The organism is Alcaligenes sp. HNGD-HTN06 (genome assembly GCF_049932565.1).
Lineage (GTDB): Bacteria > Pseudomonadota > Gammaproteobacteria > Burkholderiales > Burkholderiaceae_B > Alcaligenes > Alcaligenes ammonioxydans.
In genome coordinates, this window is record NZ_CP187782.1 from 886,552 (window position 1) to 903,902 (window position 17,351).

A 17,351-nucleotide genomic window follows, 5' to 3' on the forward strand; every position below is an offset into this window, starting at 1 on the left:
TCTGAGTACGTAAGAAACCAAGGGTGACAGGGGGTCAGTGAACCTTGAGTGCGGTAAACGTATGTTTCTATTGAGGGATTAACTATTTTAGGTGCTTATAGTTAAGTGGCAATTTGATAACAAAGCAAGGTGTTCTTTGTTGTTTTCCATAGGGGCAGCATTCATGCACCGGGGGTAGATAAAAAAGTTGGGGGTGAATGCTGTTCATCATTTTTCCAAGAGGAGAACGCACGATGAGCCAAGTTTCACAGGGTGGGAGACTGACACGACGACACTTTCTGACCATGGTTGGGTACGCTGCGGGTGGCGCAGCGATGTATCAAGCCATGATGCGCCTGGGGCATGCCGCAGAGGGTAGTTATGACGGGCCGATTCGCCTGGAGGGTAAACCCAGGCCCGGGACCTCTGTCGTCATTCTGGGAGCGGGTCTGGCCGGTATGGTGGCCGCGTTAGAGCTGCGCAATGCCGGCTATCAGGTCAAGATTCTGGAATATCGCCACAAGGTCGGGGGACGCAACTGGACCTTGCACGGTGGGGACAGCTATACCGAGTTGGGGGGCGCCAGGCAGGATGTCAAGTTCGACAAGGATCAGTACATCAACCCTGGTCCGTGGCGCATACCCTTCCATCACCGGGCCTTGCTGGACTACTGCAAGCGGCTCAAGGTCAAGCTGGAGCCGTTTATCCAGTACAACTACAACGCTTATCTGCATAGCAAAGACCACTTCAATGGCAAGCCCCAGCGCTTTCGCCACATTCATGCAGATTTTCAGGGGCAGGTCTCCGAGCTTTTGTCCAAAGCCATCCATACCCACTTGCTGGATGCCCCCTTGTCCACAGAGGATCAGGAGAAATTGCTGGAAGCCTTGCGGAGCTGGGGCGCGTTGGACAAGAACATGGCGTATGTGAAAGGCCATACCAGTTCCGAGGTACGTGGTTTCGAGCGTGATCCGGGAGGTGGCCTGCATGCTCAACCCGAGTTTTCCGAACCGTTGAAGCTGGCTGATATTGTGCGCTCCAGCGTTTGGCACAATATGGGTATTCATGATTTGTACGAGTTCCAGCAGACCATGTTTCAGCCGGTCGGCGGCATGGATCAGATTGGCGCTGCGTTTGGTAACGAGCTGGAGGGGCTATTTACGTTTAATGCCAAGGTCACGGCCATCAAACAGAACGATGGCAAGGTGACGGTCGGCTACAAGGATCAAATCACGGGCCGTGAGCACACCGAAATGGCCGACTGGTGTGTCTGCACGATTCCCTTATCCATCCTCAGCCAGATTGATCTGGATGCCAGCAAGGCACTGCATGCTGCCATCGATGCTGTCCCTTATGCCCCTTCAGTCAAGGTCGGACTGCAGTTCAAACGCCGTTTCTGGGAGGATGACGAAGCGATTTATGGAGGTATCAGCTACACCGATTTGCCGATTACACAGATTTCCTACCCGAGCGCGGGCATGATGGCGGGCGGAAAAGGTGTTTTGCTGGGCGGTTACATGTTCGGGCCCAGCGCGGTGGAGTGGACGTCGCTCAGTCCGGAGGATCGGATCAGGAAAGCCGTGGAGTATGGCGCGCAGATTCATCCTCAGTACAAGGACGAGTTCGAGAGCGGGGTGGCCGTAGCCTGGCACCGCGTACCCTGGACACTGGGTTGCTACGGCATGTGGACGGATCAGACACGGGCTGCTCATTACGAGAACTTGTGCCAGATTGATGGTCGCCTGGTCCTGGCCGGTGAGCACGCCTCTTATGTCAACGCCTGGCAGGAAGGGGCCGTGCTGTCGGCCCTCAATGCCATTACCCGCCTGCACAGTCGGATTGTGGGCGAGCAACACGCTGATTCCCAAGGAGGGCAGTCATGATGATACGAGCACTCACGGTTTTTCTGGCTTGGGGTCTGATGAGCGCCAGTCATGCTGATACGGCAGTAGTGGGGGGCGATAAAGTGGTATTTACCCAGACTAGCGGTCAGGAAATTTATGAGCAAGTGTGTGCTTCCTGCCATATGATCGATGGCAAGGGCGCTCAGGGGGCCGGAATTTATCCGTCTTTGTCCCAGAACCCGAAACTGGGCGCACCTGCCTATGTGGTGTTTATGGTGAATCAGGGAAACAAGGGTATGCCTGGTTTTGGTGGTGTGCTCAATGACGAGCAGATAGCCAAGGTCGTCAATTACGTGCGCTCCCATTTGGGTAACGAGTTCAATGACACGGTCACGGCCAAGGAGGTGGCCGCGCAGCGCCCCAAGGAGCATCAGTATTTCGACCTGAACTAAATATGGATGGTTGACGCTATGCAGGCGATGGGTTGGAGCACGGTCTTTGCTGTGGAAATCCCCGTGATGGAGTCGGTGTTGCGGGGTACCGTGGTTTATTTCGTTCTGTTTATTCTGCTGCGCCTGGCGGGGCGGCGTGAGCTGGGGTCGTTAGGCGTTGCCGATCTGCTCATACTTTTGTTGATTGCCGATGCCAGCGGCAATGCCATGACGGGAGGCAGCAACTCCTTGACTGACGGCTTGCTGGTGGCGGCGACGATTGTAGGGTGGGGGTTTGTGGTCGATTGGCTGATGTATCAGTTTCCCGCGCTCAACAAGCTGGTTACACCCCGCAAAGTGTGTGTGGTCAGGGATGGGCAGTACCAGTGGCGGAATATGCGTCGGGAGTTTGTGACCCGCGACGAGATTCTCAGTGAAATGCGGCTGGCTGGCATCAAATCGCTCGATGAGGTCTGCGCCGCGTACATTGAGCCCAATGGCAAACTCAGTTTCTTGAAGGCGGAGCCAACTGAGACGGGTCCAGGGTAAAAGCCAAGGGCCGCAGGCAATAAAAAAGCACCGTTAAACGGTGCTTTTTTAAAATAGTGGTCGGGGCGGCGGGATTCGAACTCGCGACCCTCTGGTCCCAAACCAGATGCGCTACCAGGCTGCGCTACGCCCCGACTAAAGACAAGCATGATAGAACGAATAGCGGAGACGGTCAAGCCCCTGCTGGCACTTTTTCAGCGTTTTTGCAGATGGGGCAAGGTGTAGGCCTGGGCGTGATACGCCCAACTGGGCCACAGCACATGGGCCAGGGCTTCTCGGGCCAATGTCTCATCAATCTGTTCCAGCGCTTCGTACTTGTCGGGTGCGGTATAGCGATATTGGCAAGGAGGCAGATGGGGCATCAGCACGGTCAGAATGTCGCCTTTCAGATAGCCGTAGTTCTCGAAGTACTGCATCATGGCCCGGTCGCACTCTTGACGGGTCAGGTCGCGTCCGATCATGGGGTGCTCACTGTCAATGCCCATTAAAGACAGCAGGGTGGGAGCCAGATCGATCTGGCTGATAATGCGTTCGTCCTGGCGCTGGGGAACGCCGCCACCCAGAATCAGGGCAGGAATATGAAAATGACGCAAAGGCACCAGGTTGGCGCCGCCTACGCGAGAGTCATGATCGGCAACAATGAGAAATACCGTATTGTCCCAATAGTCTGATTCGCGCGCCTTGTTAAAGAAGTCGCCAATGGCCCAGTCGGCGTACCTTACGGTATTTTCGACGGTCGCGGGATCTCCCTCTACCGGAAAGCGCCCCGCGGGGTATTCCCAAGGTGAGTGGTTGCTGACGGAAAAGGCCAGTGTCAAGGTAGGCTGCTCCTTGTCCTGACTGAGCAGCTCGTGCAGCTTGTTGAACATGTCCTCGTCGCTGGCGCCCCAGGTGCCTACAAACTCAGGAGACTCGAAGCTGGATTGCTCATACAGCTCATCAAAGCCGTTACCCAGAAAAAAGCTCTTCATATTGTCGAAGTGAGCTTCGCCACCATAGATGAAGCGCGAGCGGTAGTTGTGTTCCTTGAGCAATTGGGCCAAGGTAAAAAAGCGGGTTTGCGAGCCGGGCAGGCGTAAGACCGCATCGGCCACCGTAGGGGGGAAACCGGCTGACACGGCTTCCAGGCCGCGTACTGAGCGAGTCCCGGTGGCATAGGCACGTCGAAAGTTCCAGCCCGTTTGTGCCAGCTTGTCCAGTTCGGGCGTCAGATTGGCCCCGCCCAGATTGCCGACATACTGGGCTCCAAGGCTTTCCTCCACAATCAGGACCAGATTAGGTTTGCGTGAGCGGGTTTGGCTGGGCGTTTGACGATGCAGCGTGGGCAGGCTCTCGGGGCCGACCGGCAAGGCAGCCGCATCACACACGATCTGGTTGATTTCTGCTGGGTCCATGCCGCCGTAAATATCCTCGGCAGAACGCTCGTTTTTCATGCTGTAGATAGCGTAGGCCACGTTGTACAGTGAATTGAGTGGCAGCGTGTTGAGCATGCTGTCGCTGCTCCAGGCTACCGAGGAAGGGTTGATGGGGCGGTGCGCTAAGGTACCGCGTATGGCCAGCGCGCACAGGGCGGCTCCCACCAGCATCCAGATGGGGCGCAGCCACCAGCTCATTACCGGATCGGGGGAGACCTGCCCGAAGATGGCCCAGCCTGAATACACAATCAGGCCCAGTCCGATCAGGGCGATGCCGATCATCAGTCGGTAGCCTTTCCACAGCATGCCCACCACTTCCTGCGGGTGCTTCAGATAGTCCACATACAGCCGGTTGGGGCGTGTGTCGTACTCAATGATGAACTGGGGCGTGGACACTTCCAGCAAGGTCAACAGGAACCAGGCGAAGGTAAACCAGACGGCGGCGACCGTCGTCATGAGCGGATAGTGTCCCACCCAGGGAGCCAGCAAGACCACGGGGGCGCTCAGGGCGGCAATCATCAGGGCATCAATGCGCAGGCCGCCAATCAGGATAGGCAGCAGGCCACCGGCTTGGCGTACACGTGGCCATTGCCACAATGCGAAGGCCAGCCGAAAGGCGGTCAGCAAGATCAGGGCTGAGGGAACAAATACATAAACTAGATGGCGCATAAGAGTGGGGTCCTGAATCGACCTGAGAGCCACAGGTGGCGGCACGGGCATCGAATTGCACGATTGTATGTCAGTTTGCCAGGCAAGCCATGGGGTGGCGGGGCTTCATACCCTTAACGGCAGGGGACGGTGCCTGTGTGACTGGGGCGTGCCAGACAAAAAAAAGCAGCTCGCCGGAACGGACAAGCTGCTGTCAAGGAGGAGACAAGAGAGCCGGCCCCGCGCTCAGGGCCGGCTGCGGGTTCAGGCGACGCGCTGGCTAGGTTCCGTACGCGCACGGAACTGGCTGCGCTGTTGTTCGCGCAAGGCGTAGGCTTTTACCTGGCCCGCATCCTTGACATGACCATAGCCTCGGATCAGGTCGGGATAGTTGAGCCAGCGCAGAGCCACTTCCAGATTGTCTGTATCCAGGTGCGCACTGACCTCATTCAGGTCGGCCAGATAGTCCTGAATGTTTTGGCGCTCCTGACGACGCTCCTGGGTATAGCCAAATACATCCAGCGCGGTTCCCCGTAAACCTCGCAAACTGGCCAGAATCTTGAACAAGTGGCGGGTTGACGGGCCAAACTTGCTTTTGACGGGCTGGCCCTGACTGTTTTTGCGCCCCAGCAGCGGAGGGGCCAGATGGTACTGAATCTGGTAGTCCTTGCCGGGTTCACCTGCAAATTGCGCTCGCAGCTTGTCCAGAAAGGCCGGGTCGGTGTAGAGACGGGCCACTTCGTACTCGTCCTTGTAGCTCATCAGCTTGGCCAGTTGCGTGGCCGCGATACGCGTCAGCGGCAGTGTCTTGTCCTGGTCCAGACGCGACTCGCGTTCCATGATCGGCTTGATGGCGTCGCGATAACGTTGGGCCCAGGCCGGGTTCTGGTAGGCGCTCAGATGCGCTTCCATGCGCTTGATCAATGCCTGCACGCTCTCGGGAAAGGTGACCGCGCGGGCTTTGGGCGTGGCCCCTTCCATCAAGGTTTCTATGCCTTTTTCTGCAGCAAGACGACCCCATTGGAATGCTTCGCGGTTGGCTTTGACGGCCACTCCGTTCAGTTCGATCGCGCGTAGCAGACTGTCCATGTGTAGTGGAATCCAGCCGCGCTGAAAGGCATAACCCAGCAAGATCGGGTTGGCATACAGGGCGTCTCCCATGACATGTACCGCCAGGGCGTTGGCGTCCAGATAGCGGATGTCTTTGCCTACGGCGTTCTCAATGTCCGTGCAGGCGGTTTGCAATGGAAACTTCCAGTGTGCATTGCCGATCAGATCCGAGGTCGGGCTGGCCGCCGTATTGATAATGGTGTGCGTGCGGTCGCGGCTGACCCGACTCAGGACGTCGGTAGAGGCGCTGACCAGAGCATCACTGCCAATCAGCAAGGACGCCTCGCCGGTTGGAACACGGGTGGCATGCAGTTGATCGGGGCGGCGCGCAATTTGCACATGGCTCAGGACGGCACCGCCTTTTTGCGCCAGACCTGCCATATCCAGAACGCTGACCCCTTTTTGTTCGATATGTGCAGCCATGCCCAGCAAGCCACCGACAGTCACCACCCCGGTGCCGCCAATGCCAGCGATCAAGATGCCGTAGGTCCTGTCCAGGTCAGGCAGTTTGGGTAACGGCAGGTCCGCCAGATTGAAGGACTCCAGGGAACGACCCTGGGCCTCGGGTTTGCGCACTTGCGCCCCTTTCAGCGTGACAAAGCTGGGGCAAAAACCGTTGACGCACGAAAAGTCCTTGTTGCAGGAAGACTGGTTGATACGACGCTTGGAACCCAGAGGGGTGTCCAGAGGTTCGACAGACAGGCAGTTGGATTTGACCGAGCAGTCACCGCAGCCCTCACAGACCGTGTCATTGATAAAGGCCCGCAAGGCCGGGTCCGGGTACGTTCCCTTTTTGCGGCGACGGCGCTTTTCGGTCGCGCAGGTCTGGTCATAGACCAAAATAGTGGTACCCGGTATTTCGCGCAGTTCGCGTTGGACGCGGTCCAGTTCATCGCGGTGATAAACCGGCGGATTGCCCGCCAGAGTGACGCCCTTGAATTTTTCGGGCTCATCGGTCACCACGACAATTTTGCGCGCGCCCTCGGCATGTACCTGGGCGATGACGTCTGTGACCTTCAAAATGCCATCGACAGGTTGACCGCCCGTCATGGCCACTGCGTCGTTGTACAGAATCTTGTAAGTGATATTGGAGTTGGCGGCGATGGAGGCGCGAATAGCCAGGATGCCGGAATGAAAATAGGTGCCGTCGCCCAGATTGGCGAAAACGTGCTTTTCGTCAGTAAAGGGTTGCTGGCCAATCCACGCGACCCCTTCACCTCCCATATGACTGAAAGTGGACGTGCTGCGATCCATCCAGACGGTCATGTAGTGGCAGCCAATACCGGCCATGGCGCGGGAGCCTTCGGGCACGCGCGTGGAGGTGTTGTGCGGACAACCCGAACAGAACCAGGGTTTGCGCTCGACACTGACGCGGGGCATGCGGGCCTCGCGGTCCTTGGCATCCAGAATCGCCAGGCGGGCCTGAATGCGGGCACGCAATTCCTCGGAAATATCCATGGTGCAGAGCCGACGGGCAATAGCGCGCGCAATAATCGCCGGAGACAGTTCGCCTTGCGGGGGCAGCAGCCAGGGGGAGCGCGATAGCGACCACTCGCCGCCGCCGTGTTCGGTCTCGTCAAACTTGCCGTAGACCTTGGGGCGTACATCATCGCGCCAGTTGTACAGTTCTTCTTTCAGGGCGTATTCCAGGATCTGGCGTTTTTCTTCTACCACCAGAATTTCGGTCAGACCTGTTGCGAACTGGCGAGCATCCTGGCCGTCCAGAGGCCAGATACAGCCTACTTTGAACAGCCGGATACCCAGCTCGGCACACAGCTCGTCAGACAGGCCCAGATCGGCCAGGGCCTGCCGCGTATCCAGGTAAGCCTTGCCGGCAGTCATGATGCCAAAGCGGGCGTCGGGCGAATCAATCTCGACGCGGTTCAGCTTGTTGGCGCGCACATACGCCAACGCGGCGTACCACTTGTGATTCATCATGCGGGCTTCTTGTGCCAGCGGTGGGTCTGGCCAGCGGATATTCAGGCCGTCGGCGGGCATGTCCTCGATTTCGGGCAGGACAATGTTCAGGCTGTCCGGGTCCAGATCCACCGAGGCATTGGATTCCACTACTTCGGTGACACACTTCAAGGCAACCCACAGGCCCGAGAAGCGGCTCATGGCCCAGCCGTGCTGGCCAAAATCCAGATATTCCTGCACGTTGGCCGGGTATAGCACCGGGATGCCTGCCGCGGCGAAAACGTGATCGGACTGGTGGGCCACCGTGGAGGATTTGGCGCCGTGGTCATCGCCGGCCAGTACCAGTACTCCGCCGTAGCGTGAGCTGCCTGCCGAATTGGCGTGTTTGAAGACATCCATGGAGCGGTCCACGCCTGGGCCCTTGCCATACCACATGGCAAAGGTGCCATCGAAGCGGGCGCTGGGATACAGATTGGTCTGCTGGCTACCCCAGACAGCGGTAGCGGCCAGATCTTCGTTCAGACCGGGCTTGAACACGATGTCGTGTTCCTTGAGATGTTTGCTGGCCTGCCATAAAGCCTGGTCTACGCTCCCTAATGGGGAGCCCCGGTAACCAGAGATAAAGCCGGCCGTGTTCAGGCCTGCGCGCCGGTCACGCTCTTTTTGCAGCATGGGCAGGCGCACCAGAGCTTGGGTTCCGCTCATATAGGCGCGCCCCTTGGTGACGGTGTATTTGTCATCCAGGGACACGGATTCCAACATGGCCTTGTAAGGTTTGTTGAGAGGGGCATTCATGAGTTTGTCTCCTGCAGGAAGAAAGGTTTTCGTGCAAGTTGTTTTAGTTTGTGCTTTAGTCTAGGGCAGCTTTTTGTTATCGTAAAATCAAATTTACGAGTACCTGATATCTGAAAAACGGATGGCTATGAAACACGAAGTGACCTTGCGGCAGTTTCGTTATTTCATTGCGGCCGCTGTCAGCGGACAGTTCTCCGCGGCCGCTCAGGCCGAGAATGTCTCGCAGTCGGCGATCAGCAATGCAGTCCAGAGCCTGGAGCGGCAGTTGAATGTGGCGCTGTTTGAGCGTTTGCCGCACGGTGTGGAGCTGACTCCGCAAGGGCAGGCGTTTTTTCATCATGCCCATCATGTGATTGATGCCGTCAGTGATGCGCTGAATCACGCCGATTTGCGGCGTCAAAATATTGAAGGACAGATTCGGGTGGCGGCTGGCTACACGGTTCTGGGCTATTTTCTGCCTGACCTTATCAGTCGCTTCAAACATAGCTACCCCAATATCGATATCGAGCTGGTGGACATGGAGCGTCCCGAAATGGAAGCGGCCTTGCAAAGCGAGCGCATCGATCTGGGGGTAGCGATCTTGTCCAATATCAGTGATCTGGCCATGTACGGGCATCATCGACTGAGCAGCTCCCGTCGTCGTTTATGGGTGTCGGACCAGCATGCCCTGGCCAATGAGTCCAGTGTGTCCTTGGCGCAAATCAACCACTACCCTTATATTTTTCTGACTGTGGACGATGCGGATGCGGCCGCCAGGCGTCATTGGGGCAGCCCAGGCTTTCCGGAGCGTGTCGCCATGCGCACGCGCTCTTTGGAAGCCGTGCGGGGGCTGGTGGCTTATGGTTTCGGGGTGACGATTTTGTCGGATATGGTCTATCGTCCCTGGTCACTGGAGGGCAAGCGCATCCAGGCCATCGGCATTCACGATCCGGTGGAGTCTGTGGAGGTGGGCTTGTTGTGGCCGAAAGAGCGGGAGCCCGAAGGACTGGTCGCCTTGTTTCAGCGCTTTCTGATTCAGGCCTGTGACCACGATATGGCCCGCGCCGGCATGGGGAGCCGACGCGGTGGGGGACTGCTGTAAGGGATCTTAGGGTACCAGAGCCAGACCGATGCGAAATTGTGAAGAGCGGTCACGGTAGCCCAGCATGGTTTCTGCATAGCCAGAGAAGTATTGGCCGTAGATATAACCGTTCATGTTCAAGGGGGTACGGTTCAGTGGCCAGGCGATCGAGAACTCATGTGTATTGCGGCTGCCAGCCCCTTTGTTGTACATGCCCGACAAAACCAGCCCGTTGTCCTGAGCGTAGCGCAGCTTCCAGTCATAGCGACCCCGATAGTGCGCCCAGTCGGCGTTCTCGCCCATGAACACATAGTGTTTGATACGGGGGGCAAACGTCAGGGTGGCACCGTGGTCAAAGCGGTAATTGAACTCAGGCTGGATAAAGACCTCGTTCATGGAGCGGGAATCGTCGCCTGACTTGCCGTTGGAGGAGTGCTCATACCCGCTTGCCAGGCCCATGAACAGGCGTTTTTGCTCGGACTCCCAGATGGAGTCTTTACGCCAGAACAGGCTGGGGCGGTAGGTGGTGTCGACAAAGGGCTTGGAGTCAGCATGCAAATCCCACAACGCGGTTTGGGTATAACCAATATAGAAGTGGTCGTAGAATTTGGGGTTGCTCGGGTCTTTGGGCGAGTGCAGGCGGTATTTGAAGCTTAGCTGGAAGCGGGCATTGTTGCCGCCTTTGTTGCCGACAATAAAATAGGTCGGGTCATGGGCCGAGATGGCATTGCTGAAGTTTTCAAAGCTGGAGTTGGCAGGTTTGAGCCCTTGTCCGCTGATGATGGCGGGCCCTTCGGGCTGAGCGCCCGCAGCGACGGCCTGAGCGTAGGGCAGGGCAGGATCGACGACTCGTGGGTCGTTTCCGGCGCCTGCATTCACGACCGCGCCATTGGCTGGCTGCGAGGTAATCGGGCTGCGGGCCTGCGGATTGGTGTCCAGAGCCAGCATCACGCGCTCACCTTCAATATTCACTGCTTGCAGGCCCGTCAGCCCATTGGGGACCACGGCGCGCCAACTGTAAGCGGTGAAGTTGTTGGTGGGGATGGAGGCTCGGGGGCGGGCATTGACCAGTTCAGCCAGACTGCGGATCACGTTACCCTTACCGTCGCGCCACTGCAAAACCAGGTTGCGTGGGGCGGTCCAGGTCATCAGACTGCCTGTGTCGTTGTAGACGATGGCGTCAATATTGACGCTTTCGCCCGAACTGGCCTGCACTTGGCGCAACTGGTAGGTAATACCTGCCTGTGCGGTATTCAGAATTGCGCTCAAGATAAAAAGAGGGGCCGATAGTATTAAAGAGTGCTTGCTTAGTTTCTTTGTGGTCGGCATGAAAAAGAGTCCAGGAAAACGGGTTAATCCGTACACGACTGTACCATTTAGGATTAAAAATACTACTTATAATTGTTTTTCTTACAGTATTGACACTCTGACGAGCTTGCGGCTTATCTAAAACCGCTTTTCAGGCTAAAATACTTGATTGTCTTTTGTAGCCGCTATTTTCTCAACAATAGGGCTGAAATAAATTCTTGTTCATACAGGACTTTTATTTCGAGACAGTGCATCGCCTGATCGTGTGGGTGATGCCGCCATCACCTGGCGGGTGTAGCTCAGTTGGATAGAGCACAGGCCTTCTAAGCCTGGGGCCGGGGGTTCGAACCCCTCCACCCGCGCCAACCTTACCCTTTTCCGTGCACAGTTTGTCCCTTTCCGGTCTGGATCGGGGGCTTGTGGCTGCTCGTGTCAACGGGGTCGTTATTTTCTCCAACCCTATGTTGCATAAGGAATATGACCGACTTTATGGCGGTTTTTTCTGGAGGGCATTTAGTCTGTCCTAGGCATAACCCTGAGGAGGCGCAGTTAGTAAGTATGGTGTAAGTGTCGAGCTCTAATGTTCACCGCATAGACGTCGGCAGGCGTCTTCATAACGCCGTTTTCAGCCTGTGAGGGCTGGGCCGGTTCAATAAGATACGCCAGCGAACAAGGCGTTCAGAACAATGCGGAGACAAACTATGCAAGACCCCCTTGTAGGTCGGATTACGGCCAATCCTCGCTATCAAAAACTGGTCAAGACCCGGCTGCGGCTGGGCTGGATACTCACCATCGTCATGCTGGTGGCTTACTACAGCTATATCGGCATTATTGCGTTCGACAAGGAGCTGTTTGCCACACGCTTGGGTGAGGGCGTCATGACCCTGGGCATTCCTATCGGTTTTGGCGTGATTGTGTTGGCAATTGTGATTACGGGCATTTATGTCTGGCGCGCCAATACCAAATTCGACCAGATGGCCAAGGAAGTGCTTGAGGAGGTGCGTAAATGAAGCGTTCCTATCTTCGTTCCGGCCTGGCTCTGGGGCTGTTGCTGGCCAGTCCTGCCTTGTGGGCAGCGGGTGGCGATCTGGGCGAGCTGCAAAAGCAGGCGACCAACTGGACGGCCATCGGTATGTTCGCCGTCTTTGTGCTGGCGACGCTGTGGATTACCAAATGGGCGGCAGCGCGCACCAAGTCGGTCTCGGACTTTTATACGGCGGGCGGCGGCATCACCGGCTTTCAAAACGGACTGGCCATTGCCGGTGACTATATGTCCGCGGCGTCCTTTCTGGGTATTTCCGCTGCGGTGATGATCAATGGCTATGATGGCCTGATCTATTCCATCGGTTTTCTGGTGGGCTGGCCCATCATCACGTTCCTGCTGGCAGAAAAGCTGCGTAATCTGGGTAAATTCACCTTTGCAGACGTGGCAGCCTATCGTTTCCGCCAAGGCCCCATTCGTGCCTTTGCGGCGTCCGGCACGCTGGTGGTGGTGCTCTTTTACCTGATTGCTCAGATGGTGGGTGCAGGCCAGTTGATCAAACTGCTGTTTGGTCTGGAATATTGGGTTGCCGTGGTGCTGGTGGGTGTGCTGATGATGGTTTACGTGCTGTTTGGCGGCATGACGGCCACCACCTGGGTACAGATCATCAAGGCGGGCCTGCTGCTGTTTGGCGCCTCTTTTATGGCCATCATGGTTCTGGCGCAATATGGTTTCTCGCCAGAAAAGCTGTTTGCCGCGGCGGTTCAGGTCAAGACCGAGGCCGCGCTTGCTGCCGGCAAGGATGCTGCTCAGGCGGCGACCATCGGCCAGGCCATCATGGGCCCGGGCAATTTCATCAAGGACCCGATCAGCGCGATTTCCTTTGGTATGGCCCTGATGTTCGGTACGGCAGGCCTGCCGCACATTCTGATGCGCTTTTTTACGGTGCCTGATGCTAAGGAAGCACGTAAATCCGTGTTCTGGGCAACCACCTGGATCGGTTACTTTTACATCCTGACCTTCATCATTGGCTTTGGCGCAATCGTGCTGGTGTCGACCAACCCCCGTTTCCTGGAAGTGGGCGGCGACCTGATTGGTGGCTCCAATATGGCTGCTGTGCACCTGGCTGATGCGGTCGGTGGCGATGTATTCCTGGGCTTTATGTCTGCCGTCGCCTTTGCCACGATTCTGGCCGTAGTGGCGGGCTTGACCCTGTCGGGTACGTCGGCTGTGTCGCATGATCTGTATTCCACGCTGATCAAGAAAGGCGAAGCCAGTAATGAGGAAGTCATGCGCGTGTCTCGTGCAACCACCCTGGCGCTGGGGGTGATTGCGGTGTTGTTGGGCATTATTTTCGAGAAACAGAACATTGCTTTCATGGTGTCACTGGCCTTTGCGATTGCCGCCTCGGCCAACTTCCCGGTCTTGTTCCTGTCCATTTTGTGGAAAGGATGTACGACACGTGGCGCCACGATAGGTGGGTTCCTGGGTCTGGTCGTTGCCTTGGTGCTGACGTTGCTCTCCCCCTCGGTATGGGAAGCCACTTTGGGCAATCCTGCCGGCTCCGCGCCCTTCCCATACGCGTCGGCAGCGTTGTTCTCCATGCCATTGGCCTTCCTGGCAATCTGGTTCTTCTCGATCACTGATCGTAGTCCGCGTGCCGAGATTGACCGTGCTGGTTTCGAGGGGCAGTCCGTGCGTTCCGAAACGGGTGTGGGAGCAGAAGCGGCTTCTGCGCATTAAACCTTCCTGCCAGACCGGGCTGAATGCCTGCGTCTGGCGGCCTTAGCTGGTTTTGTGGGTGTAAGAAAAACCGGTAGGTGAACGACACCTCAAAGGTTGGCGACCTGTCCAACTTTTGGGGTGTTTTTTTGTTCGATGTGCGATGCACGCGTCAAGTCGGGCGCGGTAAAGCGCTATTGAAGCGACTGGGCGATGACTGAACGCAATGCGGCCCTGGCGATACGATTGCAACCATGCGGGTCCCAAGCTCAAGCCTCGATCCCAAGCCCAACCGACGACACCCAAACCCAGAACCCGACGCAAAGACCTGGGCTGGGCGTCATGGCACGGCAAGGCCCTTGACGCTGAGTTTGATTTGAGCCGCACAACCTGATGCGGGCTGCTCCGTGATGGCAATCACAGCCGCCCGTTTTTTTCCGCCTCAATGCCTGGGCCGTGCGCCGGACCAAGTCTTGAGTTCAGCTCTGGGTTTCGCAGGGGACAGGCAGGCCGTCAAAGCGTTCGTAGAAGTAGGCAGCGGCCTCGGGCGCCTGCTCATCCTCGGCACGCAAGGTAGACAGGATATAGCGTTCTGCCTTGCCGCAGACCTGACGATATACATCCCGGCACAGCTCGTAAGCCTGTTTTCCTGCCCAGCCTGTGGGCAACAGTTCGATGGGCAACTGGGGGTCGTGCAGTTGGATGCGGCGGAACTCGTGAATCAAGAGCGTGCGAATGACAAATGCCAACTGGTCATCGTAGGGGTGGCCGGCGTCCAGCATGTTCAGGGCAGGCGCGAAACGTTGTATGAACTGCCCATAGCCGCTGGCGACCTGCGCCAGATCCCAGCTGTCTTGAATAAGTTGCGACAGAGGGCGCGTCTGAGGCAGTTGCGAGGGTTCCAACTTGGCCACATAGACTTGCGACTGGGCCTGGGTGGCCTGCAGGATGTAATCCAGAATCGTGTGATCGGGGTTGGGGTGCAGGAAAGCGGTGGGTGACAAGGCGCAAAAACCTTCCCACAGCAGCTCCTTGCGCAGGTCCGCCCGCTGCTTGGAGTTCATCATCAGGCTGGGCATGCTAAAGACCAGCGTCCATTGGCCATCCCACGCCAGATAGGTTGGGGTGTAAATGCGTTGATACGCATGCTCAAAGCGCTGGCTGGCTTCGGGCCGCAAGGTGTACTGGCTGCGCCGCCCTTCACGTTGCGCGCTCAGCCAGCCCTCCTCGGCCAGTCTGTACACGCTGGTGCGTACCAGCCGGTCGCTGATCCCAAAGGGCGCCAGCAACTGGATCAGGCTGCCCAGCCAGAGTTTGCCGCCATGCGGGCGAATCACATCGCCAAACAGGGTCATGACCAGGGACTTGGCACGCGGAGGGCGGTTTTCCAGATGGTGGGCGGCCCAGTGGGCCAGGTCGGAATAAGAAAGCTCGGACATTGTTTTTTTAAAGGCGCTCAAGGCTGTGTGAGAGCGGCACGCCTGTCTGTGTTGACCGGTTAAGCGCTTGATTATAAAGGGTGGGTGTACAAGCGCACTGAAAGATTATGCCAGCCAGGGGCTTTCTTGATCTTTGCAGCAGTTTTGCATGCGCGTACCCTACAAATAGGGACTGGCTAACCAGATCAGCCGATTGCGCAAGCGCTTGCCAAAGCCAATGGCATTCAGGGATTCCAGGCTGACGGCTTCGGCGTCTTCAATTTCCAGGTCAATCAGGTTCTGGATCTGGCGTGCGGTGTCTCGGCTGTAGATTTCCACGTCCAGCTCAAAGTTCAAGCGCAGGCTACGGGGGTCCAGATTGGATGAGCCGATATAGGACCAGACGCCATCAATGGTCATGAGTTTGGAATGATTGAATGGCCCCCGGGCGCGCCAGACCCGACAGCCCGCGCGTAGCACCTGATCGAGCTGGGCCGTCATGGCGTAATTGACCAGACGCAGGTTGTTCTGCCCTGGAATCACGATGTCTACCTGTATGCCACGCCGCGCCGCCGTGTTCAGGGCTCCCAATAGAATCTGGTCGGGCAGGAAATAGGGGGACTGGATACGGATATGGCGTTGTGCGATGGCAAACGCACCTTGCAGCATGTGGTGGGTGCTGGCCATGAAGCGGTCAGGGCCGGAAGCAATGCATCGGGCTGGCACATGAGGCCGGGGGGCGGGCGTGGCGCTGGCATGCCAATAGTCCGGCGACAGATCCTCGCGAGTGGTAAATTGCCAGTCGTGTCGAAATGACGCCAGCAATTGCATGACAGCCGGGCCTTCCAGGCGAAAGTGCGTGTCCTGGGACGGTTTGCCGTCGCTATATTGCGCCATAAAGGACTCGCGCAGGTTCATGCCCCCGGTAAAGCCCACGGTGCCATCCACAATCAGGAGTTTGCGGTGACTGCGCAGATTGGCGTAGGGCATGCGCAAAAAGCCCAGGGGGTTGGTCATGAAGAGAGCGCAGCGTATGCCCTCACGGCGCAATAGTCGCACAATGGGGGTGCGTGAGTATTTAGCGCCAATGGCATCGACCAGCACCCGAATCTGCACGCCTCGCTGGTGCGCGCGTGACAGGGCGCTGACAAATTCCTGGCCCAGGCGATCGCTATCAAAAATATAGCTTTGCAAGGCAATCGTGTTGCGAGCCTGTTCGATGGCTTCCAGCATGGCGGGGTAGGCCTGATCGCCGCCCAGCAAAACCCGCACATTATTGCCGTTGCGTAATTGACTGCGGCTGACACGGTCTCCCAGGATCTGCAGGGACCGAAACGGGGCGCCCACCAGTGCGCCAATGTCAGAGACTGGGGGGTGTAAATAGGTAACCTGTTCATAAAACACGTCCGCGCTGTGTTCGAGGCGGCTTTGTCTACGTACCCGGTTGATGCCGGCGATCAGGTACAGAAATGGCCCTAACAAGGGCGACATGATGATGACGCCCACCCAACTGATGGCCGCGCGGACATCGTTTTTGGTCATGGCGGCATGAATGGCTGCAGATGCGCCCAGGATCACGCTGAGTGCCAGCGCCAGGTGCGGCCAGTAGTCGTGCAGCAGGGCGCGCAGATGGATCAAGTGCTCTTGCATGGTGTTAGCTGTTCCGCTTCTGGTCGGGCAGGTCCGGGCGTTGGTAAAGGCTGTGCATCCAGGATGGGTTTGGTTTGCCGCGAGCGGCAAACTGTTGCAGACGGGAAGGGGAGCGCCAGACGCCTCCGCCTATTCCAGGACTGGGCTGGACGCCATACCAAAACCATTGGCCGTCTTCATCTTGTGCAAGCCAGTCCCAGTTAGCGGGTGCCTGATCCCAGCAGGGGAAACCGAATGTCATCAGCAAATTTCCAGAAAATGGGACAGATTAGAGTATAAGAAAGCGTGGTTTTGTGCCAGTTTCTATTACAAAGGGCGAGTGCAGAAAAAAAATGAAGAGGTCCGGGCGCCTTGATATGTCGTACTGTCCCTTCTGATAGAGGCGGAGTGAGCCTTGGGTAGGGCGTGTCCGAGGTTCACAATCGAACACAGTTTATTGTCCAGCCCGAACTTGTCGGGAGTGTGCGAAGGTGCCAAACTTGCTACGATGAACCAACGCAAAAAAGCCCGCTACGAGGCGGGC

At 57.3% G+C, this 17,351-nt stretch carries 12 protein-coding genes and 2 tRNA genes; 7 read left to right on the forward strand and 7 right to left on the reverse strand.

Translation table 11 applies throughout. The features are described from left to right. Positions 1-233: 233 nt before the first annotated feature. The 3 genes from ACOZ42_RS04100 to ACOZ42_RS04110 are packed head-to-tail and all read left to right on the forward strand — an operon-like array spanning position 234 to position 2,803. Positions 234-1,862: a flavin monoamine oxidase family protein gene (locus tag ACOZ42_RS04100; RefSeq protein WP_131071357.1), complete on the forward strand. Its 1,629-nt coding sequence runs from the start codon at positions 234-236 to the stop codon at positions 1,860-1,862. Beyond that, a complete protein-coding gene (locus tag ACOZ42_RS04105; protein WP_003802743.1) occupies positions 1,859-2,275 on the forward strand; it encodes a c-type cytochrome in 417 nt (138 codons plus the stop codon). Before ACOZ42_RS04100 ends, ACOZ42_RS04105 begins: the two co-directional genes overlap by 4 nt. A 6-nt stretch (positions 2,276-2,281) precedes the next feature. Then, positions 2,282-2,803 carry a DUF421 domain-containing protein gene (locus ACOZ42_RS04110; RefSeq protein ID WP_230406260.1) on the forward strand — a complete coding sequence of 174 codons (522 nt, stop codon included), beginning with the start codon at positions 2,282-2,284 and terminating at the stop codon, positions 2,801-2,803. 57 nt (positions 2,804-2,860) lie between these two features. On the opposite strand, the gene ACOZ42_RS04115 is transcribed toward ACOZ42_RS04110, so the two are convergent. The 3 genes from ACOZ42_RS04115 to ACOZ42_RS04125 all read right to left on the reverse strand — a co-directional run bounded on the left by ACOZ42_RS04115 (position 2,861) and on the right by ACOZ42_RS04125 (position 8,688). Beyond that, a tRNA-Pro gene (locus ACOZ42_RS04115) sits at positions 2,861-2,937 on the reverse strand. 60 nt (positions 2,938-2,997) lie between these two features. After that, positions 2,998-4,887: an LTA synthase family protein gene (locus tag ACOZ42_RS04120; RefSeq protein ID WP_219235747.1), complete on the reverse strand. Its 1,890-nt coding sequence runs from the start codon at positions 4,885-4,887 to the stop codon at positions 2,998-3,000. A gap of 243 nt (positions 4,888-5,130) precedes the next feature. Next, positions 5,131-8,688, reverse strand: a complete 3,558-nt coding sequence (locus ACOZ42_RS04125) for an indolepyruvate ferredoxin oxidoreductase family protein (RefSeq protein WP_426345573.1) — start codon at positions 8,686-8,688, stop codon at positions 5,131-5,133. Positions 8,689-8,815: 127 nt separating this feature from the next. Here ACOZ42_RS04125 and ACOZ42_RS04130 point away from each other — a divergent pair, with 127 nt between their 5' ends. Beyond that, positions 8,816-9,769, forward strand: a complete 954-nt coding sequence (locus tag ACOZ42_RS04130) for a LysR family transcriptional regulator (protein ID WP_202801533.1) — start codon at positions 8,816-8,818, stop codon at positions 9,767-9,769. Between the two features lie 6 nt (positions 9,770-9,775). Here the strand turns inward: ACOZ42_RS04130 and ACOZ42_RS04135 are convergent, their stop codons facing one another. After that, positions 9,776-11,017: a phospholipase A gene (locus ACOZ42_RS04135; RefSeq protein WP_426345574.1), complete on the reverse strand. Its 1,242-nt coding sequence runs from the start codon at positions 11,015-11,017 to the stop codon at positions 9,776-9,778. A gap of 327 nt (positions 11,018-11,344) precedes the next feature. Between ACOZ42_RS04135 and ACOZ42_RS04140 the strand changes: the two genes are divergently transcribed. From ACOZ42_RS04140 to ACOZ42_RS04150, 3 genes are all read left to right on the forward strand, one after another. After that, positions 11,345-11,421 (forward strand) — tRNA-Arg (locus tag ACOZ42_RS04140). 336 nt (positions 11,422-11,757) lie between these two features. Then, entirely contained in the window at positions 11,758-12,066 is a 309-nt protein-coding gene (locus ACOZ42_RS04145) for a DUF485 domain-containing protein (RefSeq protein ID WP_003802727.1), read from the forward strand. Then, positions 12,063-13,781, forward strand: a complete 1,719-nt coding sequence (locus ACOZ42_RS04150) for a cation acetate symporter (protein WP_003802726.1) — start codon at positions 12,063-12,065, stop codon at positions 13,779-13,781. The genes ACOZ42_RS04145 and ACOZ42_RS04150 overlap by 4 nt, the downstream gene beginning before the upstream one ends. Positions 13,782-14,239: 458 nt before the next feature. On the opposite strand, the gene paaX is transcribed toward ACOZ42_RS04150, so the two are convergent. The 3 genes from paaX to ACOZ42_RS04165 form a co-directional block, all read right to left on the reverse strand. Then, entirely contained in the window at positions 14,240-15,199 is a 960-nt protein-coding gene (gene paaX / locus ACOZ42_RS04155; protein WP_003802725.1) for a phenylacetic acid degradation operon negative regulatory protein PaaX, read from the reverse strand. A gap of 159 nt (positions 15,200-15,358) precedes the next feature. Next, positions 15,359-16,828, reverse strand: a complete 1,470-nt coding sequence (locus tag ACOZ42_RS04160; RefSeq protein ID WP_003802724.1) for a phospholipase D-like domain-containing protein — start codon at positions 16,826-16,828, stop codon at positions 15,359-15,361. Between the two features lie 4 nt (positions 16,829-16,832). Further along, positions 16,833-17,069: a hypothetical protein gene (locus ACOZ42_RS04165; protein WP_039943531.1), complete on the reverse strand. Its 237-nt coding sequence runs from the start codon at positions 17,067-17,069 to the stop codon at positions 16,833-16,835. Between the last annotated feature and the right edge of the window lie 282 nt (positions 17,070-17,351).